We start from the raw sequence: 22,900 nt of genomic DNA, 5'->3' as shown, positions 1-22,900 counted from the left end.
GATAAAAAATGCCCTCATAGAACAAAAAACGGCGAATAATCGAGACGCCCTTCGTTGTGCGCTTATTACCTTCAGGTTATTAAATTGTGACAGTCAAATCCATTGACTCGACAGCACACAATAACAAGAAGGAAAGGACATGAAATTTACTAAATGCACCCTAGCATTGTGCGTCTCGACCGCCATTCTCTCCGGTGCCCTGCAGGCCAAGACAGAATCGAACTCGGCCTTTGGCATCGAGCAGGCGCAGACCAGGGCAACCTACACTTTCTCACTAGCACAGACAGAAAAAGCCGCTGGCCAGCTCAGTGCCCAGGAGGTACTCAGCCAACAGGCTCAGCTACTTAAGCAGATCCAGGCCATAGACCCACAGGCACATCTGCTGGGCAGCACTCATCTGCTGGCCAATACTGTCACCGTCGAGGTGCAGCAAGATAAACTGGCCAAGATCCGCGAACTAGACACTATCGCCCAGATCTTCCACGGCGAGCAGCTTTTTAGCGAGCAGGCCTCCATAGCCCAGGCTCGCTCACGCATCGCCAGCCAAGACGCCGGCAGCCTCAGCGAACAAGAGATCGAGTTGATGAGCCCCTACACGGGTAAAGAGACCGCGGGCACAGGCGTCAGCATCGCCATCATCTCTACCGGTATCGACTATACACTGCCCATCTTCGGCGGTTCTGGCGTCTATGGTGAAGATAACGATCCCGAGACGCCGCCACCGGCTGGCAGCTACCTGGAAGCCCTTGAAAATGGCGCCATCGAGTATGCGGGTTTCCCCACAGAGGTCGTGGCCGGGGGCTGGGACTTTGTCAGCGAAAACTATGGCAACGATGCCAACCCGATAGATCAAAACCTCGACTATGAGTCTTGGAATGGCTGGGTCTACCCCACAGGTACGGGCACAGAGATCGCCAGCATAGTGCATCAGCTCGCTCCGGGTGCCAAGTTACACGCCTACAAGGTGTACAACGTGATGGAGAAAAACGGCAGGGTCTCAGCTTCAGGCCCTAGCCTGAACTCGATTGTCTCGGCCTTTGAACATGCCATGGATCCTAACCAGGATGGCGACACCAGCGATCATCTGGATATCGCCTTAATCGACGCGGCGGGCGCAGGCGCCTTCTTCGACATCGACGGCAACGCCTCCCTTAGCCTGCTGCAGATGCTGATCGAGCGCGTCTCGGCTCAAGGCATGACAGTGGTGACCCATGCCGGTAATCTGGGGCAGTACTCCCTCTTCGGCGATGCCGAGGCGAAACATCGCAACTGGATCTCCAGCGAAGGTAGCGCCACATCGGCCATTACCGTCGGCGCCGTCAACCATGGCGAAGATGGTGAGAGCAAGGTCATTCCCGACTGGGCACCTATGGGCCCGGTGCGCGGCTCCCAGGCCCTTAAGCCAGAGATAGTCACCTTTACCGATGATCAGCCTGTCGCCAAGATCTCAAACTCAGATGAGACCGCCGCCAAGCTAGGTAGTCGCAGCGGCGCCCTCACCGGCGCGGCGCGCATCGCGGCAGCGGCAGCTGTGATCAAGAGTCAACATCCAGGCTTCGGCCCCGCCGAGATCAAGGCCCTGCTGGCCAATACCGCAGATATCTCTTCAATCCTGGAGAGTGACGGCGTTACCCCGGCAGAGCTCTATGCCATGGGCCATGGCCTCGAAAACCTCAGCAGCGCCATCGCCTCGCCTATCGTCGCCTGGGAGACCAGCAGCAACCAGCCCTATGTACAGTTTGGCATGCATGAGGTCGCCCAAAGCAAGACGCTGCACAAGCGTATCACCCTGAGAAACCTCTCTGATACGGCACAAACCTATCAGCTCACCTACAAGATGACGGGTGACAAGGCCGCCCACGAGGCACTGACCCTGAGCCTGCCAGAGAGCGTGAACATTCCGGCGCATTCGAGCGTTATCCTGCCGCTCACCCTGACCTTAGCGGGCGACAAGCTGCCCCAGTGGCCACTGATGGGCACAGGTGACCACGTGGATGCCAACCTCAAGGCCACCGAGCTTAACGGCTACATCAGCCTAAGCGCCGATGATCAGCCCGAGATCAACCTGGGCTGGATGGTGAAGGCGCGCAGCAACACCAGCGTCACCAAGAAACCCAACGCCATCGAGTACCCTAGCTACCTGGGCTATAACCCAGATTTAGGAGAGACAGAATGGGAGCACCTGAATTGGGGCCGCGAACTCTATCCCGATACCGAGCATGGCTCGCTGAACTATCAGGCCTATGTGGCTTCGTTCGTTAACGAATCGAACACGCCGACCACCTACCAGGCCTACCCACTGCTGCTGCAAAACCCGACCCTGCCGGAGAAGCTACAGGGCCTAAAGGGGCACATGATCAAGGCCGTCGGTGGCGCTGTCTATGATGACGCCCAGTGCAGCGTGACGGGTAAGAAGCTCAATATCGCCGTCAGCCTGTTTCAACCTGCGGACGTGGCCCTACCCAACTTCTTCGAACGTGGCCCACGCCTGTTTACCTATGACCTCTTCTATGAAGCCACGGTCAAGGAGAACGGCTGGGACAAGAGCTTCGAAGGCGCCTATATCTATGAAGATGCTCAGAAGGTGAATCAACCCTTCGTCGCCCTCAACGACAAGGGACAACCCACCACCTATGTGATCGATCTCAACCAGCCTTACGACTATACCAATCCAACGGGTCGTTATAAGGAGTCGTCACTACCGACCTTCTTTGCCAACAACGGCAGAAATATCGTGTCCCAGGTCTGCCTGGAGGATATGTTCCACCACGAACTGGATAGCGTCGAGGATTTCGACCAAAACTTCGGTTTTCATATCGAAACCGATCGTCACACGGGCAAGGCGCAATATGAGCCTATCACTCAGTTCAACCCTATCAAGGGTGGCAGCTATACCACAGAGGAATCTTGCTACCTGGACTGGTTCAGCGGCGAAGAGGTGTGCTCTGAAACCGTATTCGACCGTTCGCTCAAGATAGGTTTCGCCGGTAAGGCTGACGACCAGGTGGTCGGTGAGCTGGACTTCCAGCAGACCTATACAGCCCAGGCTGGCGAGGAGGTCTATATCGCCTCAGTGGGCACCTCTGAGCTAGGCGGCTTCGGTCAAATTCCCGATCCTAAGGGCTTCATGGTGGTGAGCCTCAACGACGATTTCATGCAGATTGGCTACAATGCACTGCTGGACGATGACGGCTCTGTGATTGCTAAGGCCAAGGCCAGACAGGTCTTCAGCGTCGAGGAAAATGCCGGGCTAGGTACAGTCGTCGGCGAGATTGCCTTAGATACCCAGGGCTTCTTTACCTCAGGGTCGAGTGAATACACCGCCTTCGAACTGCATATCACCAATACCCTCGTGGGTACGCCGTTTGCGATCAATCAGGAGACCTTCGAGCTCTATGTGGCTAACCCCGAGGCCCTGGATTTCGAGAACACCCGCGAGTTCGAGGTCAGGGTCACGCCACAGCGCGGCAACAGCATAGGCGAAACCGAGATCCTGACTGTCACTTTGCTCGACACCAATGATGTAGCGCCAGAGCTCAATCAAGCCGTGGCCGCCTCACTCATGGTGCCAGCGCTTAGCTTTGCCTCGGGCAACTCAGCCAGCTTCAACCTGGATGTGAACGGCCTGTTCACCGACATGGAAGGCAACAGCCTGAGCTACCGGGTCGAAGGCAGCAGCTTCGCCGCCCTGAGCATCTCTGGCACCCAGGTAACCGGCCTGGTCGACAGCGAAGGCAGTCATCCACTGACCATCATCGCCTCCGACGGTGAGCATGAGGTTAGCCACATGCTGCAGATTGAAGCGAGCCAGGCACCAGAGGGTGACGATGGTGGTGCCCTGGGCTGGCTATCTCTGCTGCTGGGTCTGACAGCCATGGCTCGTCGCCGCCGCTAGGCACCTCCTGCGTAATCACATGATTGGGATAGCCAATGGTGGCTATCCCGCTTTTCGCCACTATTTAGGTATTCAAATGAAATCAAGTCGTAGAAATTTGTTACTGAGTGCACTCTCGGTTGCCATCGCCAGCACATGCTATGCCGACCCTAGCGCCTCTGGCTTTAGCGATGGTACCAAGCCAGTGCAAACCATTATTCCCGGCCAAGAAAAACTAAAACTCGAACGCGCCGATAAACAACGCAGCGATGGCATGTACTTCGTCCGTTTCAAGGAGGCCCCGGTCGCCAGCTATGATGGCTCACTGGCGGGCTTCGCCGCCACCAACATTCAGGTCAACCAGGCGAACAAGCAGGCATCTGGCCTGCTAAACAGCCAATCTAAGGCCAGTCTGCAGTACAGAGGCTACCTGAAGCAGCTGCAAGCCAAGGTCAAGCAGAGACTAAACGGCAAACTCAAACGTATTCTTACCCCCACCCAGGAATACCAGCTGATCGTCAACGCCATGGCGGTGAAACTTAAACCGGGTGAGGCCGACATCATAGCCAAAGACCCCGAGGTTCTGAGCGTCGAGCCCATAGGTCTGCACTATATTCAAACCTCCACCGGGCCTGAGTTTATCGGCGCCAAGCAGGTCTGGCAGGGCGATGAAACCGCCTCGGCGACAAAGGGCGAAGGGGTTATCGTCGGCGTGATGGACACAGGGATCAACGCCAATCACCCCTCCTTTGCCGAGGTGGGCGCCGACGGTTATCAGCACAAGAACCCACTGGGGGACGGCCAGTATCTCGGTGACTGCCAGCAGTATAGTCAGTTTTGTAACGGCAAACTCATCGGCATCATCAGCTATCCCGAGCTGGTCCAACATCGTCTAGACACGGCCGATAGCCTGGACGATCCCAACTATGACGACTTAGAAAATAAGACCCAGGTTGGCTATGACTTCAATGGTCATGGCTCCCACGTAGCCTCTACCGCAACGGGCAACATATTGCACGACGTCAACTTCTATCTGCAGGTAACTGAGGAAGATGGCACAGTCATCGCCGAGAAGAGTGACTTCGAATTCGACGCCATCAGCGGCGTGGCTCCCCATGCCAACCTGGTGTCATACCAGGTGTGTGACGATGCCGGCTCCTGTTATCCGGAATTCACCCTCAAGGCGATTGAACATGCCATAGAGAACGGGGTTCAGGTGCTCAACTACTCTGTGGGCGGCTCGGCCAGAGATCCTTGGTCCTCCATCGATGCCGAAGCCTTCCTGAACGCCCGCGAGGCGGGTATTCATGTGGCCGTGGCCGCGGGTAACGCGGGCCCGAGCGCCAGCACCATAGGCTCGCCGGGCAACGCCCCCTGGGTGACGACGGTCGCCGCCTATAGCCACGACCTAGAGTTCAAACAGAAATCCCTCACCAACATGAGCGGCGGCGAGACGCCACCAGGCGACATGACGGGCTATGGCGTGACCAAAGGCGTTACCGGCAAGGTGATTCTGGCGGCCAGTGTCGACCCGGACAACGCCCAGTGCACCGACCCTTTCGAGACCGGTAGCTTCGACGGTGAGATCGTCGTCTGCGAGCGCGGCGTTAACGCCAGGGTCCGCAAGGGGATCAATGTTAAGGAAGGCGGCGCCGGCGGCATGATTTTGATTAACATGCCAGGCGGTGCTGACTCACTCAACCATGACAATCATGTATTACCTGCTATTCACCTTGATGCCGATAACGGTGAGCGCCTGACACTATGGTTGGCAAGCGGTGAAGGTCATCAGGCAACAATTGCAGCCACAGAGACCACAAGAGATCCAAGTCTTGGCGATATCGCCGGCGTATTTACCTCTCGAGGCCCTAACCTGCCCTACACCAATATCTTCTCGCCAGATATTGCCGCCCCAGGGGTGAACATCTACGCTGCCAACGCCGAAGACAGAATCTTTGAAGGACAGATTGGCCACATCCCATATGTCAGCTTTTCTGGTACCTCCATGGCCAGTCCTCACGTGGCTGGTGCCTATGCGCTGCTGAAAGCGACTCATCCAGACTGGACACCAGCCCAGGCACAGTCTGCCTTCATGAGTACCGCCCACCAGACCACCTACAAGGACGATGACTTTGATGGCACACTGGAACGGTCCGATTTCTTCGCCCAGGGCGCGGGGAGCCTGCGTATCAACCAGGCGTTGAAGGCGGGTCTGCTGCTGGATATCGACAAGGCTGGATATCTGGCGGCCAACCCTGAAATAGGAGGCGACCCAACCAATCTTAACACCAGCTCCATGGTGCAAAATCAGTGTATCTCCAACTGCACCTGGACCCGCACGGTAACCGCAACCCAGGCCAGCAGCTGGACGGCTGAGTATGAGTATCTCAACCCTGGCTTCACCCTGGAGGTGACCCCGGCGAACTTCTCGCTGAATGCCGGTGAATCTCAGGAACTCACCATCAAGGCCACCGCCAACATCAACCTGGTTGATGAATGGGTCCACGGTTACATCAAGCTTAATAATGCTGATGCCACCATGAGCGACACCCACCTGCAGACGACCATAGGCTTCAAGGCGGGTCAGGTGGCCGAGGAAGTCTCTGCCGAACTAAATAATGTCGATAACAGCATACTCATAGAAGATATCTTCACCTCGGGCAGTAATTCACTCCAGGTCAAAGGCTTCGGTCTGTTTAAGGCGCAGTCCTATACCGGCAGCGCAATCGGCTCATCTAACGATGCCGAGCGTGGCAGCCCACACTCGAACCCAGAGGTGATCTTCAGCGTGCCGACCGTGGTCAAGCCCTACACCAAACGCCTGGTGGTAGAGATAACCGACACCACCTCGCCCGACATGGATCTCTATGTTGGCATAGATGAAAACGGTGACGGCATGCCAGATGCCTATGAGATGTACTACTCCCTGCTCTGCCTGAGTGGTGAAGTGGACTCCAAGGAGCGTTGTATCCTCGAAAATCCGCCAACGGGTAACTATTGGATCTTTGCCCACAACTACGAGGGCAGAGTCGAAGATGAGGCCGACGAGGTGACAATGGAAATCACCCATGTGAACTACAGCAACCAGGCGAGCTTCGACATCACGGCCCCAAGCCAGGTGGCACAAGATGAGATCTTTGACATTAGCTTGACCGTCGATGGCTACCTAGACGATAGCCAGACACTAGAGCCACTGGAGGCTGACGCCACCTACTATGGTCTGCTGGAACTGGGAACTACTCCTGATCTTAAGCGCAATATCGGCGCGACGCTGATAAAGGTGAAAGGCCTTGAGCCTGTGGAAGTGCCACAAAACACGGCGCCCGTGTTGGCCAACCCGATTGCCGACGTTCAGACTCAACTAAGCGAACAGGGCAGCGCCCTGGTCACCATAGATCTCAGCCAGGTCTTTAGTGACGCCGAGGGAGATGCCCTCACGTTATCGGCCACGGGTGTCGAAGGGCTAACCCTGGATGGCACTCGGCTTGAGATGAAGTTTACCGCCAGCGGCGCATACCCAATAGTCATCTCCGCTAGCGACGGGGAGCTCAGCACCCAGGCGCAATTTACCGTCAATGTGACAGCGGCGCCGATAGTGCCAGTCGAGCCACCGAGTGAGTCGAGTGATGGCGGTACCCTTGGCCTGTACGCCTTACTGACCTTGCTGCTTCTAGGCAGAGGTCGCAGACAGTACGCATAGTCACAATGACTTGAGCTTTCCATTGGCTAACAGGGACGTTAGCCAATGTTTTTCTCCCCCCTTCCTAGCTCCTCGCTCTTCGTTTCACCTCACGACTCTCACCTAAAAAATCATGAAAATCACAACTATACTGATTGCATAACATCGGTGGGCGGGTCGACTCCATCTGCTTTGTCATTTGCGCTACCTTCAATTCTTACACAGGTCAGCTAACAAGGAAGGTTCAATGGAAACAGTTCAATCTCAATTTACAAGTAGCGGATGTCACCAGTGTGCCAATAACCCAGGTCTCGATTTTGATTTCACTATGGCATTCCAGCCAATCGTCGATATCGCCAAGCAAAAGGTATTTGGTTATGAAGCGCTGGTGCGCGGCCCCAATAACGAGGCCGCCTACTCGGTGATCTCAAGGGTGAATGACGACAACCGCTATGCCTTCGATCAATCCTGTCGAGTCAAGGCTATCGCACTGGCGGCCAAGCTAAATCTGCAATCCATATTAAGCATTAACTTCCTGCCCAACGCCATCTACCAACCCGAACGTTGTATTCGTACCACTCTGGCGGCCGCGAGGGAGTATGGTTTCCCGACGGAGCGGATCATGTTCGAATTTACCGAATCCGAAAAAATAACCGACAGTGGGCACGTCAAACGCGTAGTGGAATACTACCGGGAACTTGGCTTTATAACCGCCATCGACGACTTTGGCGCCGGCTACGCCGGCTTAGGTCTACTCGCCAACTTCCAGACCGATCTCATCAAGCTGGACATGGAGCTGATCCGCAACATAGATAGAGACGACACCCGGCAGGTCATAGTTACTCACCTGCTCGGCATCTGCCATCAACTCAAGATAAGATGCCTGGCCGAAGGCATAGAGACACCAGGCGAGATGCAATGGCTTAAAGGTGCAGGCGTTGAGCTTATGCAGGGCTATCTGTTTGCGAAGCCGGGCTTCGAATGCCTGCCGGAAGTGGCTTTCCCCTAGGCCAACAACCAGACTAATTGACCTATTCCGTCTGGCAATTAGATTGGCATCAAACGCCCTATGTTGTTAGTGTGACCCTAGATTAGGACGACCCACACTAAGTTAACGACCTAAATTAAAGACGGAAATCTGTTATGCCACGCTTACTTTGCCTGTTAATCGCCATTATTTCACTCGCCACGACACTCACAGTCCAGGGGGCCAACGAGGCCGAGATTGACCCGCCACAGCCCGCCTTGACCCATGCTCAGCAACCGATTTTAGATAAGCCCCTGGTGGAGCGTTACATACTCGACGAGCTCAAGGCCCTTAGGATGGAGCAGCAAGATCTCGAGCGCCGCCTGACAATCGAGATCACCGACCGGGAGCTGGCGGTGGCCGATAAGTCGCTCAACTATGCCAACGTGACGGTAACCTATTTCTTCTACATCATCGCGGGTGTCGCATCCCTGATCGCCTTTATCGGTTGGCAGTCGCTGCGGGAGATCAAGACCAATACCGCCAAGCTGGCCGCCGAGCAGCTGCAATCGATCACCGAGCAATATGAGGAGAAGTTTAAGATACTCGAGCAAGATCTTAAGCGTAAGAGCCGCATCATCACCAAGAACAACCGGGAGATCGAGATCATCAACGAGATCCATACCCTCTGGCTGCATGCTCAGAGTGCTCAGACCCCGGAGCAGAAGATCGCCGTCTATAACGAGATCCTCACCATACGCCCTGGCGACCTGGAAGCCATGACCTACAAGGCCGATGCGGCCATGGAGATGCGCGAATTTAACTGGGCCCTCAGCCTGTGTAATCGGGTGCTCGAAGTCGACGGCAGTAACGCCCATGCCCTCTACCAGCGCGCCTGCGCCTTCGCCTGTCTGGGCCAGGAGGAGCAAGCCCTGTCAGATCTTGAGCAGGCCATCGAAAACAGCGTCTCCTTTAAGGAGGTTGCTGCCAACGAGGATGACTTTACTAACCTGAGAAGCAACCCCAAGTTCGACATTCTGATCGCCACCAGCGACAGCTAAAAGCAACAAGCAAAGCGGGGCTTCTAAGAACTTAGAAAGCCCGAGCCCTCGCGAAAGAAAAGGGACGAGTGTCCCTTTTCGCCATCAGCGCCCATACTTAAATAAGCCATTCATCATACGCCGCCGCGAGCCTGTAAATGGGAGGCCAAGATGTCACGTATCATCGCCTTTTGTTACGACAGTTTCATGCGCGGGCCCGAACAGGCCTGCCTCATCGACTGGCGCAGAAACTTATTAAGCCAGGTCAGCGGTCGGGTACTGGAAATTGGCGCAGGGACCGGCGCCAGCCTGCCCCTCTATCCAGAGCAGACAGATCTTGAGCTGGTGCTAACCGAGCCCGACGAGGACATGATGCGCCTGCTGGAGAAGGCCGTCGCCGAACTGCCAGACAGTAAGATCACCCTGCTGGATTGCCCGGCAGAATCCCTCGCCTGTGACGATGAGAGTTTCGACTGGGTATTTGTCTCCCTGGTCTGCTGCACCGTGGTCGACCTGCCAGGGACTCTGGCGGAGATCTGGCGGGTACTCAAGCCCGGCGGTCACCTACTGTTTCTCGAACATGTCGCCGCCGAGCCGGGCACTCGCAGGCGTCGCTGGCAAGACAGGCTCAACTTCATCTGGCGTCGTATCGCCGGCAATTGCCACCTCAATCGAGAGACGGAGGCGCAGATTCGCCAGGCAGGGTTCGAGATAGAATCGATCATGCGGGAGAGTATGCGTAAGGCGATGCCCTTGGCCAGACCGACGATCCGTGGCGTGGCGCGCAAGCCTTAGGCGCCAATTAAGCCGCAAACATGGTCTAAGCCGTGAACGCGATTTAATCCGTAAAGGCGTTAAGCTCAATCGTGATGAATACGCACCGCGATACGCCGTGCGCCAAAGTCTTCCCGCACCTTGGCAAAGCGTCCCGGCAGCCGCGCGCCGCAATGGCGGCAGGCACCAGTCTCATCGAGCGCATATTGCCCCAGCTGATACCAGTCGCGCTCGATAAGGCGTTTGTGACAGCTGGCGCAGTAGGTGGCGTCCGAGTCTGGGTCATGCACGTTACCGCAATAGACATAATGCAGGCCGTGGTTCAGGGCGATACGCCGGGCCCGCTGCAGTGTGCTAAGCGGCGTCACCGGCTTATCCAGCAGCTTAAAGTCGGGGTGAAAGGCGCTGAAATGCAGCGGCACATCTGGCCCCAGGTTTTCCACCAGCCACTGACACATGGCATTGAGCTCCTCATCGCTATCGTTCTCGCCGGGGATCAACAATGTAGTTATCTCAAACCATACCTGGGTCTCATGCTTGAGGTAGAGCAGGGTCTCGAGCACAGGTTGCAGCTGGCCGTGACAGATCTTGTGATAAAACGACTCGCTAAAGGCCTTAAGGTCGATATTGGCCGCGTCCATATACCGATAAAACTCAATCCTCGGCGCCTCACAGATATAGCCCGCGCTCACCGCCACGCTCTTAAGCCCAAGTTCATGGGCCGCCTGGGCGGCATCTATGGCGTATTCCATAAACACCACAGGATCGTTATAGGTAAAGGCGATGCTCTTACAGCCGTGGCGACGTGCGGTGGCCGCCAGCTCGTCCGGCATGGCGCTGTCACACAGGGTATCCATCTGGCGCGACTTACTCATGTCCCAGTTTTGACAGAAGAGACAGCTCAGGTTGCACCCGGCGGTGCCGAAACTCAGCACGCTTGAGCCGGGGTAGAAATGGTTCAGCGGCTTCTTCTCGATAGGGTCGATACAGAAACCCGAGGAGCGACCATAGCTGGTCAGCACTATCTCGCCTTGATGGTGCATGCGCACGAAGCAGGCGCCGCGTTTGCCCTCGCGCAATGTGCACTTGCGCGGGCAGACGTCGCAGCACACCCGCCCGTCATCCAGGGCATGCCAATATTGGGTCGGAAAGTATGCCGGTGGTGCAGTTAACATGGGAGTTTGCCTGTCGTTGACCTACACTGAAAGTATAGTTGACGCCCTGCTAGGGGAGAGAGATGAAGTACCGACAAGCCGCCGTCGCCGGCCAATTCTATCCGGCCGAACCAGGACTACTCACACAGCAACTTACCCACTATTTCGGCCAGGCTCCCAGCGTTCACATTATCCCTAAGGCCCTCATCTTGCCCCATGCAGGTTATCTCTTCTCCGGCGAAGTTGCCGCCAAGGCGGTAAGCCTGCTTCGTAATCGGCCAAGTGGCTATCGCCGCGTCCTCCTGTTAGGCCCCAGCCACTATGTGGGCCTCAACGGCTGCGCCCTGCCCCGAAGCGACCGTTTTATCACCCCCTTGGGTGAGATCCCCATCGACAGGATAGGCATAGAGCAGCTACTCAATCGCCGACTCGCCATCGCATCAGATATGGCGCACCAGAGAGAACATGCCCTGGAGGTTGAGCTACCGCTGCTGCAATTCTGCCTGGACGACTTCCTGCTACTGCCCGTGGTGGTCGGCGCCGCCAGCCCAGAGGCGGTGTGCCACCTGATCCAGGCCATCGCCGATAGCGATACCCTGATAGTCGTTAGCAGCGATCTGAGCCACTACCATCCCTATGTCGATGCCAATCGGATTGACACAGACACCCGTAGCCATATCCTGGCCCTCGATCCCCATCTGGCCCCCGAGCAAGCCTGCGGCTGCGATGCCCTCAATGGTCTGCTGGCCTACGCCAAGCTGATGCAATGGCAGATAAAATGTGTCACTCACACCAACTCGGGTGATGTCATGGCTCGGGTCCAGGCCCGAGGCCCCAGGGATGATGAGGAGGTCGTCGGCTATGCCAGCTTCGCCCTCTATTGAACTGACCGCCAGCGACAAGGCCTGCCTGCTCAACTTGGTATGGCAGGTGATAGATGCCGGGTTAACACAAGGTGGATTAACGCTACCGCCGCCCCCCGAAAGCGAGGCCCTGCTGACGCCGGCGGCCTGCTTCGTCACCCTGCACCAGGGCGGTGAACTCAGGGGCTGTATCGGCCGGGTGGATGCCAGCGATCCCCTGTGGCTATGTGCCTGTGAAAATGGCTATGGCGCCGCCTTTAAGGATCGCCGCTTCGCCCCGCTGCGAGTTGAGGAGCGCGGGTCGCTCACCTTAGATATCTCGATCCTCTCCCCCTTCATCCCCCTCGAAAATCAGGGGGAAGCCGCCCTGCGCTCAAGCCTGCGCCCCAACATCGACGGCCTACTCATGGATGACGGCCACCGCCGCGCCCTGTTTTTGCCCTCGGTATGGCAGAGCCTGCCAGCCCCCAAGGACTTTGTCGCCGCCCTCAAACAGAAAGGCGGCTGGCCCCAGGATTATTGGCGTGACACCATCACGCTGCATAGGTTTACCACTCTGGTGGTGAAGGATTGAATGCTCACCGATGTTTAGTTTGCACACCTTTCTGACCTTCTCGACTTTCCTTATTGCGTTTCCTTCCCCCCTCTTTAGGGTGTATAAAATTCAACCAGGAATAAGGCGGTAACAATTTAATAAAACTTAGTTACGGATATCGAAACCTGTGAAATTTAGCGCGCTTCGAGTTCTGCTGAAAAACAATTAAGCTAATACTAAAGTTAACAATTTTATTTAAAAATGTTGCACTTTTGTTTATAAGACTGTATTTTTCTCGCTCAATTATTCTGGTCATTTCCTCAACGCATTAAATAAAGAGAAATGCTCAAAATAATCGCAAACGCTAATATAAGCGGCGAATCAATAGCACACTGACTAAGAGTGTGCTTTAGGAATTTTTACTATAAATGGATGTTGCCCCATATGATCACCACTAAACCTCTCTGTTGGTTGGCTGCTCTCGGCCTATTGTCTTCATTTCAATCTTACGGCGTTGTCTATAACGAAGCCCAAACAACGGCTATCACCGAACACATGCAGCATGCTCTGGCCGTTGAAAATACAGGCGTAATTAATGAAGGTCATATACATGACATCTATCAATTTTATGCATCGAACAAACTAGCCGTTGGCGTAGACAATCATTACTTGCATACTTTTTTTGCCAACGATGACAACACCATAAGCTATATGGGTAAGCAGAGCATCGGAAAAGAGGATTACTATAACAACCGCGACAATATCTCTCTGAGTCCCGACGCCAAGTTCATGTATTTAAAGAAAAGGGAAGACAGTCACTATCAGATAGAGGTGATGAGCTTAGATTCTGATAATAAAGTTTGGCAAACCAAATTTACCTATATCAGCATAGGTACTCATTCTATCGATTATAGTACCAAGAGCCAGATCTCTGATGATGGAAACTATCTCTTCAGCTGGAATAGTTACCAAAATCACCTATCTATTGCCAAAAGGGATAAAGTCACCGGAGAGCTAAGCCCCTTTATTCTAGTCGACAGCGATAAACTCCCTTCGAGCGTATCGGGAGTTGAATATGATGAAGCCAACCAAACTTTACTCCTTTTTGGCCGTGGCACCACCTATGATTCGACCTCTGCATTAATTGCACTCAAACTCGACTCAACAAATGGCTCGACAACTGAAATTGCCCGGCTCCCCCTGATCGGCACCTATCAAAATATTAATAACATCCAGTTCGATCCTAATACCAAGAATATATTTATAACTGAGAGTGGTAATATTAACGTCTACCACTTAGATGAGACGAATAAGACGTTAACGGCCAGCTACAGTGACACCATCTACAATACTTTCAATACCTATGTAAATAGCAACTCAATCACACTAATTGATGGCAAACTATTTGTTCAGAAAAGTAACAGTCTTGGTAAAATTTATCGTTTCAATGACGGTGCTTCGCCCTCTTTTACACTGGAAGACACAGTCACCACCAGTGTCTACCTGAGTCAACTGACTGTCGCAGATGGAATCGGCTGGAGAATGAAGAATGAAAAGGCCGAACTCTTTGCCAACAGCTCCACGGCTTATGACTTTGTCAAAAAAGATACCCTAGTCGATGGACAACAAAATATGCCGATTTTCGGCGATTCAAGTACCCAAATCGCCTTTATCGAGTCACTCGATATCATTGTTGCTATTGATAGACAAGGCATCTATTCAATGCTCGCCGACTCAAGCGCTCAAACCCCACTCTATTCTACGACTTGGGAACAATTGGGTTTCGATTACGGTGCATCGCCGTCCATAGATAGGGTCGTCGTCAACGGCAATAACATACTCCTCGCGGGGAGATATTTTAACTTTACACCGAATTCGCAAAATGATCGCTTTATGGCCCTAGAGGTCGATGATAAAGGGGTTATTTCGACAGAGATGAAACCTCTGACCGCATCGGGAAATCCATTTTACTACCACGGTAACAGTAATTCTGCCCAGTTTGACCCGAGCAGTGGAGTCGCGGCGTTTCTGTCACAAGATGGCGGCTATGCATTCTTTAGCCTGGATGCGGACAATAATCCGACCTTTATCGACACCTTAGATTCAGCGCTCTTTAATACCTATTACAGCTATAGGAGCATAGGCTTCGTCGACGGAAAACCCTATGTCTGGGACAGAGAAAACACTAAATTCTATTTCGTCGGTGTGGACATTGCGAACAAGGACGTCGATCTTGAAGAAGGCATAGATCTCTCTGGTTCGGTCCCCGACAACGCAACGATCATCACAAACGGCAAGAACATCTATTTTATAAACGACTCCGCAGTCTCGAGTTATAAGATTAATGACGATCTCAGCCTGTCATTTATGTCGACCTCTTTTGTTTCAGGGCTTTATTCCAATGACTTAACCTTCATATCTGAAGATTACGTCGTAAACGCTAATTATAATAATCTGAACACCTATGCTATCGACAGACAGAGCGGCGTCTGGAAACAGCTAGAGAGCATCATGGCTCAGGACTTAGGGGTGTCAGGCTTAAATACCAGGAAGATAGCCTATGACGATTCGGTAAAACAGAACCTGATCTTTAACGCGAGCCTCAATTACTCCAACAACCTACTGATGCGGGCCGATATCGCCACCAGTCCAATTTTGACCTCGGCACTCATGCCCCTACTAGCCAATGAAGGGGAGAAAGTAGAGCGTAATATCAGTGAGTTCGTATTTGACGCCGACAATGATGACCAGCTCGTCTTCAGCTCGAGCAATCTTCCCTCTGATGCCGAGCTCACTGAGTCGGGCATGCTCACCTATGACACGACAAGCCATGACTCGGGCGAACTCGACATCCTGGTGACCGACAGCAAAGATATGACGCTCAGCATTAGTCTGCCTTTCTTTGCTAACTCGGCTCCGGTCGTTGAAGCCATAGACACCTATTGGATCAATCCAGGGCAGAATATCACCTTTAACCTCGCCGATGCGGTAAGCGATTCAGAGGGCCAGGACTTAACCTTTACAACGGATGAAGGCTCGGCGCTCGAGGTAAATGCCCTCGGCATGGCTTACGGACAACTCACCCAGGCAGGTGAACATCAGGTGCTCGCCACAGTTACAGACACCTTAGGTGCCAGGGCCTCTGTGTCTGCTACCGTCCAGGTGAATTCAGCCCCTACAGCCTCAGGGCTGGGTGCTGTGTCACTCAAGACAGGCGAAGCCGTCTCTCGCGATTTAGCCAGCGCATTTGCCGACGCCGATGGTCATGCCCTGAGCTTTACAGCCGTAGGCCTACCATCGGGTATCAGCCTAAGTGCACAAGGCCAACTCAGCGGTAGCAGCAAGATCTCGGGTAAATCTAGCGTAGTGGTCACGGCCACCGACGCCATGGGACTCAGCACAAACGCAAACCTCTCAATCGAGGTCAAAGAAGAGAGTTCAGGCGGCGGTAGCCTGGGATACCTGGTCTTGCTGCTCCTCCCATTGGCCATCCGTAGAAAATTCCATTAATGGTAACCTTGGCCTCTAGCTCGATGGCAAGACGCTCATCAGGTTAGAGGCGCTCCCTTTGCCACGATTCAATGGCACCCAAGTCCCCCACCACCCCGGGGGATTTTTTTTGCCGCAACACGCGGCGGGGGATTTGCCGCTTATCATCGCCGTCCGCAGATGCATCTACACCCGGTATCTAACGTCTCTTCGACTTGGCTTCAATGTTGCCGATTGGGAAGGAGATTTTGGCCACATTGATAATGGCGGGAGATTTGAAGGTCAAACCTTCGCGGCAATCTATCGCCTGCCCGGCGGGAATAGAGGACATTGTGGTTAATGTCAAAAAAACTGAGTGTTAACGCTTCACGTCGTGGTCTTTGGCGAAGTGGATTTGAAGGTCGCACCTTCGCTGCAATTTATAGCCTGCGGCTCGCTTATGTGCAGATACATCTGCTACACGCCAACTCTTTATATCGAGAGTCTTCCCTGTAGGCTCGTCGATGACATCTGACCTCCACGGATGGAGGGAATGCCGAAAAATGTCGGGAACATTTTCGGCCCTGCTTTCGAAGCTCATCGGCGTATCTACACCAAGTATCTACGTCTCTTCGATTTAGCGTCATTGTTGTCGATTGTAAGGCAGCATTTAGCCGCATTGATATTGGCGGGAGATTTGAAGGTCGAACCTTCGCTGTAACCTAACTCCTGCCCGACGGGGGAATATGGAGACACATTGTGGTTAATGTCAGAAAAACTGAAGGTTAGTGCATAGCGTTGTGGCCGTTTGCTAGGTGAAATTGAAGGTCTTACCTTCACGGTAACCTAACGGCTGCCCGGCGGGGGTTGTGCAGATACACCTGTGACACGCTGTGCGCCATCTGACCTCCAAGGATGGAGGGAATGCCGAAAAATGTCGGGAACATTTTCGGCCCTGCTTTCGAAGGTCACCGGCGTATCTACACCCGATATCTAATATCTCTTCGATTTGACCTCATTGAATCCCCCCTGAGACAAGTTATTCTTTTTAAGAAAAAACGTATAAAAATGTGACCGAAAATGTTGATTGCTTATATCAAGATAGATTAAAGCCTAATCAATCAAGGACAGGACTAGGCACACATGAACTCAAGCATTGGCACGCCATTCAGGGAAGAAGAAGCCATTCAATCAAGTGCCAACCACTCTCTTAAAACGTTCACTCTGCCGCCACTTATTAAAGATTTCGTAGAAAATGCACCTAGTGACTATTATTGGGGTTGAGGTAGAGACGGCACAGGCTTAAATAAACTAGGAAATATTGTAGTCAATGTGCGCGAACAACTGCGGTCACCTGCAATATAACAATCTTATTAATCACTCGCTGCAAACACAAACGCACGAGCTAATTAAAATTATAGCCCACAGTTTTCGTCGTTTATGCGGACGTTGGCACGTGACAGCTGGAGCGACTTTTTATGAGCACAGGTAAGCAAGCAAATCAAGAAACTACTCGACTGCCGAAAGAGTTTGTTGATCGGCTCACGACCCCTTTTATGCGTTTCTTGCATATTGAGTCAGCGGGTGGGGCAATTCTGCTATTTTTCACTGTTGCCGCACTCGTGCTGTCCAACTCACCTTTGGCTGACGCGTTCGAACATGTCTGGGAGATAAAGGCGGGGCTTCATTTTGGATCGTTCGAATTTGCCCGTTCGCTGCGCGAGTGGATCAACGATTGCTTGATGACACTGTTTTTCTTTCTTGTCGCATTGGAACTCAAGCGGGAGTTGGTTCTCGGAGAGTTGAACAAGCCTCGCATGGCCGCGCTATCCATAGCCGCAGCCTTGGGAGGTATGATAGTTCCCGCTGCGATCTACCTTGCACTGCAATCAGGACAGCCGAGCCAGCATGGATGGGGCACGGTCATGGCAACTGACACGGCATTTGTTATCGGTTGCCTGGCACTGCTGGGCTCGCGTATTCCTCAAAGCTTACGGGTTTTTATGCTGTCTTTGGCGATTGTTGACGATATCGGCGCCATACTTGTCGTCGCCATCGGTTACAGTAGCGATATTGCCTGGTGGCCTTTGTCGATAGCAACGCTAGGTCTGGTGATCATCCGAGCAATGGCCATGCTTGGATTTCGTGGTTTTCCTCTCTACTTTCTGGTGGGCATGGTCATCTGGCTTGCTGTGGATGCGTCTGGGATCCACGCAACCATCACAGGCGTGATGCTCGGCCTAATGACACCAGCGCGTCGATGGGTCAGCGATGAGCGCTTATATGCGATATTGGGTCAGGTTATTGCGCATCCAGCCAGCAACGAAGGCAGCGGAGACACGAAGGACCGACAAACATTACAAATGGCCGAAATTGCCGCGCGTGAAACGCTTTCTCCAGTTGAGCGTCTGGAGATAGCACTGCATCCCTGGGTAGGTTTTGTCATCATGCCGCTGTTCGCATTTGCCAACGCTGGGTTGCCGCTAGCGTTCAGTGATTTTGGTAGCTCGCTTACCATGGCGATATTCTTAGGCTTTGTGCTGGGTAAACCCATAGGTATTCTGTTGTTCAGTTGGCTGGCTGTACGTTCACACATCGGGATTCTCCCTGAGGAACTCAGTTGGAGATTGCTGCTCGGTGGCAGCTTGCTCGCCGGGATCGGCTTTACCATGGCGCTGTTTATTGCGAATATGGCTTTCAGCGATAATCTGATTGACAACGCTAAGATGGGAATCTTCCTCGCATCCATTTTCTCTGCAGTAGCAGGGCTTTCACTTTTGACCTGGTCTCCTGCACGTTTAAAAACACCTTGATCAAGTCACAAATGAAAGCTATCCATTTTGGCATGCTGAGGTGAAAACGGATACAGTTCGGAAATTAGTTATAGCGTTCATCCCTTCGAGTCTCACCTTCTTTGTAACTTGTCGCCTATTGTTTCGATTGAGAAGGAACATTTAGCCACATTTATATTTGCGGGAAATTCGAAGGTCGCACCTTCATGGCAATCTATCGCCTGCCCGGCGGGGGTTGTGCAGATACACCTGTGACACGGTGAGTGAAGCGCAGCTTCGTGCTCACGAACGAGAGGCATGGATGCCGAACTGGCATTTAAACACGGATGTTATTTGAATAAGTCCCTTTAGGCTCTGCGAAATCATCTGACCTCCACGGATGGTGGGAATGTCGAAAAATGTCGGGAACATTTTCGGCCCTGTTTCGGAAGCTCACCGGCGTATCTACACCGAGTGTCCAACGTCTCTTCGATTTGCCTTCATTGTTGTCGATTGGGAAGCAGCATTTAGCTGCATTGACATTGGCAGGAGATTTGAGGGTCGCACCTTCATGGCAATCTATCGCCTGCCCAGCGGGGGTTGTGCAGATACGCCTGTGACACGGTGAGTGAAGCGCAGCTTCGTGCTCACGAACGAGAGGCATGGATGCCGAACTGGCATTTAAACACGGATGTTATTTGAATAAATCCCTTTAGGCTCTGCGAAATCATCTGACCTCCAAGGATGGAGGGAATGCCGAAAAATGTCGGGAACATTTTCGGCCCTGCTTTCGAAGGTCACCGGCGTATCTACACTCGGTATCCAACGTCTCTTCGATTTGCCTTCATTGTTGTCGATTGGGAGGCTGCATTTGGCCACATTTGTATTTGCGGGGGATTTGAAGGTCGCACCTTCATTGCAATCTAACGCCTGCCCGGCGGGGGTTGTGCAGATACGCCTGTGAGACGCCGTGAATAAGTCCCTTTAGGCTCTGCCGAAACATCCCTGTTTCGGAAGCTCACCGGCGTATCTACACTCGGTATCCAACGTCTCTTCGATTTAGCTTCATTGAGTGGCATCGATACAAGCTATTATTTTTCGATAAAAAACAGGCAAATATGTGACATAACATGTTGATTACAACCAATCGGATAGATTAAAGTATCACCACTTAAGGACAGAGCCAGGCCAACTCGAATCAAACATCGACCGCGCCATTCAGGGAATGAAAAAGCCAACCACCATACGCCGATCACCTCCCATAAAAGTAAACTCTGACCCCGTTTATTTACATGCTTGGTCTCCTACCTTACAAGGTAGCGAACCTTGCAAGGTCTCACTAATAAGTTGTTAGCTTCCTGTCGAATCCGAGGCTAAAGGAGAAATCATGATAGTCGGTAAAGAAGAATTATATGAAGAGGCAAAGGAATCTCTTAATCGGATTCAAAGCTTTGATGTTGAAAAATTGCCTAGAACATCTGACTTAGGGAGCAGGCTTAACTTTAGTGATGTTGTCGAACCTGCAAAGCAGCTCATTGATCTATATAAGAGACTGTCTCTAACTGCATTACAAGATTTTCCTGATAATATCCTCACGGTCGTTCGTGACAATGCGAATAACCACTTCAAATTGTTTTCTCAGGTGTTAGATTTCACCCCCGAACAACAAGACCCTGGATCTGCTCGTACAGCCTTGATAAATCAAGTGGTTGCTGCGTACCAGCCAGCCTTTCAGGCTTTACATGCGTATATTGCATATTCTTTGCACAGGTCAGCAGACTTCCAGCGATTGGATTCAGAAGCGCGAGCCACGCTTCAGGCTATTGAAGATAAAGCCGCTAAAATAGCAGAATCCCTTTCTCAGCATGAAAATGATGCACAAGATGTACTAAATGAGATTCGTCGTGTTGCGGCAGAAGAAGGTGTTACAAAGCAAGCTGCTCATTTTAATGCTGAGTATGAGCTTCACAACACTGAAGCAAGTAAGTGGCAAAAAAATGCCATTTACTTAGCAATAGGCTTAGGTCTGTTTTCCGTAATTAGCTTGTTTCTTCACAAGGTTCCATTTCTAAAGCCTGAGAATACATACGATGCGGTTCAATTATCTATCAGTAAATTTTTAATATTCTCGGTAATCGCCTACATGATGTTTTTGTCGGCTAAAAACTTCCTAAATCACAAGCATAATGCGATTGTGAATAAGCATCGTCAAAATGCACTTATGACTCATTCTGCTCTTGTTGAAGCGTCTGGAGATCAGGGCGTAAGAGATGCGGTTCTGCTTCAAGCATCAAGCTGTATCTTTTCACCTCAATCAACGGGTTACGCTTCAGGCAATGAAAGCGATGTCTCTAATCAAAAATCAATGGTCGAAATTTTATCTCGTCCAGTTGCTCAGGCAATTAAAGAAGTTAACAAGTAAAAGCAAGCCTACGCGCAAAATGCGCACACGGCTGTTTTAGGCGTTATGTGATTCTGAAAGATTAGAGGTAAATTTATGGAAGATAACAATCAAATAAAGTTTGCACTATACCTTGAAAATTGGGGCTTTGAGACTGGTGATAAAAAAGTCTTGAAAAAAGATGCTCTTGAAGTAACTACTACGGAATACACAAAGGATATGAAAGGGCATATTTTTTGCCCTGAATGTAGTGCAGGGTTATTTCGATCTCCAGAGGAGAAAGATTATGATACCAATGGCAGAAAAGCATTTTATGCCCATAGTCGAAAACACCAATCTACATGTAGTTTGAGAGTTAAAAAAGCACCAGGAAAGCGTTATGACTCCGAAAAAATCGCCAAGAAAGCTATTGAGGATGAGGAACTGGTAGTTGTAAAAGGTTTTATGAAGGAAAAACCAAAACCACCTAAAATTGATAATCCGAAGCAATATCAAGGTGAGCCAGTTGAAGACATTGATGGTGACTTATCAGAAGTTCCTATTGGTAGACATAATGGCGAAACTTTTAGCTTACCCTCACGAATCACCACTGTAAGAGGACTTTGCCGGAATTTTAATAAAAACCTATATAAGTATTTTCATCTTCCTGGTAGAAAAAACGCAATTCAACTTAATAATCTTTTGGTTGATATTAGAAATGTTAAAGAAACAGATGAAGTTCCAAAGTTCTATTATGCAAAAGTGAGTCGGTCGTGGAATTGCGGACAAACCCCACAAAACATTAGACAAACAATGTTTGAATACCCTAGAGGTGAGTATGTGGATTTTTGTCTTAAGGCTACAGATGAAATTTCAAGAGACCATGGTATTAACGATGATGCCAAAGGTAAAATTGTAATTATGTTTGGTACAGTTACAGAAAGTGGTATTGGATTGTCGATAGAAGGTGTGGGCTGGGGAGAGTTTGCGGTTCTACCAGATAAGTACGCTGACCTACTGTATTAAAATCACATAACAAAGCCGTCAAGAAAGGACGTAAAAAATTGGTTCATCCTACACTGCAGCTCTTGCCAAGCAGTTCAAAACCATGAAGCATCGGTCTTCACCGGGCAATATTCAATTCCAAAAATCCTTGGCCTGCCAAAACCAAATACCTGATCTTACCAAACACAGCTAAATCGAAGAGATGGATAACCCAGTGTAAACACATTTTTGACCTTCCGAGGCATGGATGCCGAGGCAGAGCTCTGAGGAATCCCCTGATAACTTTGATATAAATCATGAGATTAGAGTGAACTTGCACCTTGGAATGTGATCTGATTAAGCGCAAACAAAAACCAATCACGGACTTCCAAGGTGCAAGCGTTAACTATC

The 22,900-nt window shown here is 51.7% G+C and carries 12 protein-coding genes; 11 read left to right on the top strand and 1 reads right to left on the bottom strand.

What is annotated here, in order from left to right; all coding sequences use genetic code 11:
• The first annotated feature begins 139 nt into the window (after window positions 1–139).
• The 5 genes from GNT65_RS04475 to GNT65_RS04455 all read left to right on the top strand — a co-directional run bounded on the left by GNT65_RS04475 (window position 140) and on the right by GNT65_RS04455 (window position 10,355).
• Window positions 140–3,895, top strand: a complete 3,756-nt coding sequence (locus tag GNT65_RS04475) for a S8 family serine peptidase (protein ID WP_160793920.1) — start codon at window positions 140–142, stop codon at window positions 3,893–3,895.
• Window positions 3,896–3,971: 76 nt separating this feature from the next.
• The gene (locus tag GNT65_RS20695) at window positions 3,972–7,574 is read left to right on the top strand and encodes a S8 family serine peptidase (protein WP_160793919.1); all 3,603 of its coding nucleotides are present in this window, start codon (window positions 3,972–3,974) and stop codon (window positions 7,572–7,574) included.
• 226 nt (window positions 7,575–7,800) lie between these two features.
• Window positions 7,801–8,562 (top strand): EAL domain-containing protein, encoded by a 762-nt coding sequence (locus GNT65_RS04465; protein WP_160793918.1) that lies wholly within the window; start codon window positions 7,801–7,803, stop codon window positions 8,560–8,562.
• A gap of 134 nt (window positions 8,563–8,696) precedes the next feature.
• The gene (locus GNT65_RS04460; RefSeq protein ID WP_160793917.1) at window positions 8,697–9,581 is read left to right on the top strand and encodes a tetratricopeptide repeat protein; all 885 of its coding nucleotides are present in this window, start codon (window positions 8,697–8,699) and stop codon (window positions 9,579–9,581) included.
• Window positions 9,582–9,731: 150 nt separating this feature from the next.
• Complete coding sequence (locus GNT65_RS04455; protein WP_160793916.1) at window positions 9,732–10,355, top strand: class I SAM-dependent methyltransferase; 624 nt, start codon at window positions 9,732–9,734, stop codon at window positions 10,353–10,355.
• A 65-nt stretch (window positions 10,356–10,420) separates the two neighbouring features.
• Here the strand turns inward: GNT65_RS04455 and amrS are convergent, their stop codons facing one another.
• Entirely contained in the window at window positions 10,421–11,509 is a 1,089-nt protein-coding gene (amrS, locus tag GNT65_RS04450) for an AmmeMemoRadiSam system radical SAM enzyme (protein ID WP_160793915.1), read from the bottom strand.
• 62 nt (window positions 11,510–11,571) lie between these two features.
• Between amrS and amrB the strand changes: the two genes are divergently transcribed.
• The 6 genes from amrB (at window position 11,572) to GNT65_RS04420 (ending at window position 22,531) form a co-directional block, all read left to right on the top strand.
• Window positions 11,572–12,372: an AmmeMemoRadiSam system protein B gene (gene amrB / locus GNT65_RS04445; protein WP_160793914.1), complete on the top strand. Its 801-nt coding sequence runs from the start codon at window positions 11,572–11,574 to the stop codon at window positions 12,370–12,372.
• Window positions 12,350–12,925 carry an AmmeMemoRadiSam system protein A gene (gene amrA / locus GNT65_RS04440; RefSeq protein WP_160793913.1) on the top strand — a complete coding sequence of 192 codons (576 nt, stop codon included), beginning with the start codon at window positions 12,350–12,352 and terminating at the stop codon, window positions 12,923–12,925. The genes amrB and amrA overlap by 23 nt, the downstream gene beginning before the upstream one ends.
• A 405-nt stretch (window positions 12,926–13,330) precedes the next feature.
• Complete coding sequence (locus tag GNT65_RS04435; protein WP_160793912.1) at window positions 13,331–16,396, top strand: putative Ig domain-containing protein; 3,066 nt, start codon at window positions 13,331–13,333, stop codon at window positions 16,394–16,396.
• A gap of 1,436 nt (window positions 16,397–17,832) precedes the next feature.
• Window positions 17,833–19,167 carry a Na+/H+ antiporter NhaA gene (nhaA, locus tag GNT65_RS04430; protein WP_160793911.1) on the top strand — a complete coding sequence of 445 codons (1,335 nt, stop codon included), beginning with the start codon at window positions 17,833–17,835 and terminating at the stop codon, window positions 19,165–19,167.
• Window positions 19,168–20,512: 1,345 nt separating this feature from the next.
• Complete coding sequence (locus GNT65_RS04425; RefSeq protein ID WP_160793910.1) at window positions 20,513–21,547, top strand: hypothetical protein; 1,035 nt, start codon at window positions 20,513–20,515, stop codon at window positions 21,545–21,547.
• 75 nt (window positions 21,548–21,622) lie between these two features.
• Entirely contained in the window at window positions 21,623–22,531 is a 909-nt protein-coding gene (locus GNT65_RS04420; protein ID WP_160793909.1) for a hypothetical protein, read from the top strand.
• Window positions 22,532–22,900: the final 369 nt, after the last annotated feature.

Source organism: Shewanella insulae (assembly GCF_009831655.1).
In the GTDB taxonomy this organism is placed as follows: Bacteria; Pseudomonadota; Gammaproteobacteria; order Enterobacterales; family Shewanellaceae; genus Shewanella; species Shewanella insulae.
This window is presented reverse-complemented; position numbering and strand designations above follow the sequence as displayed.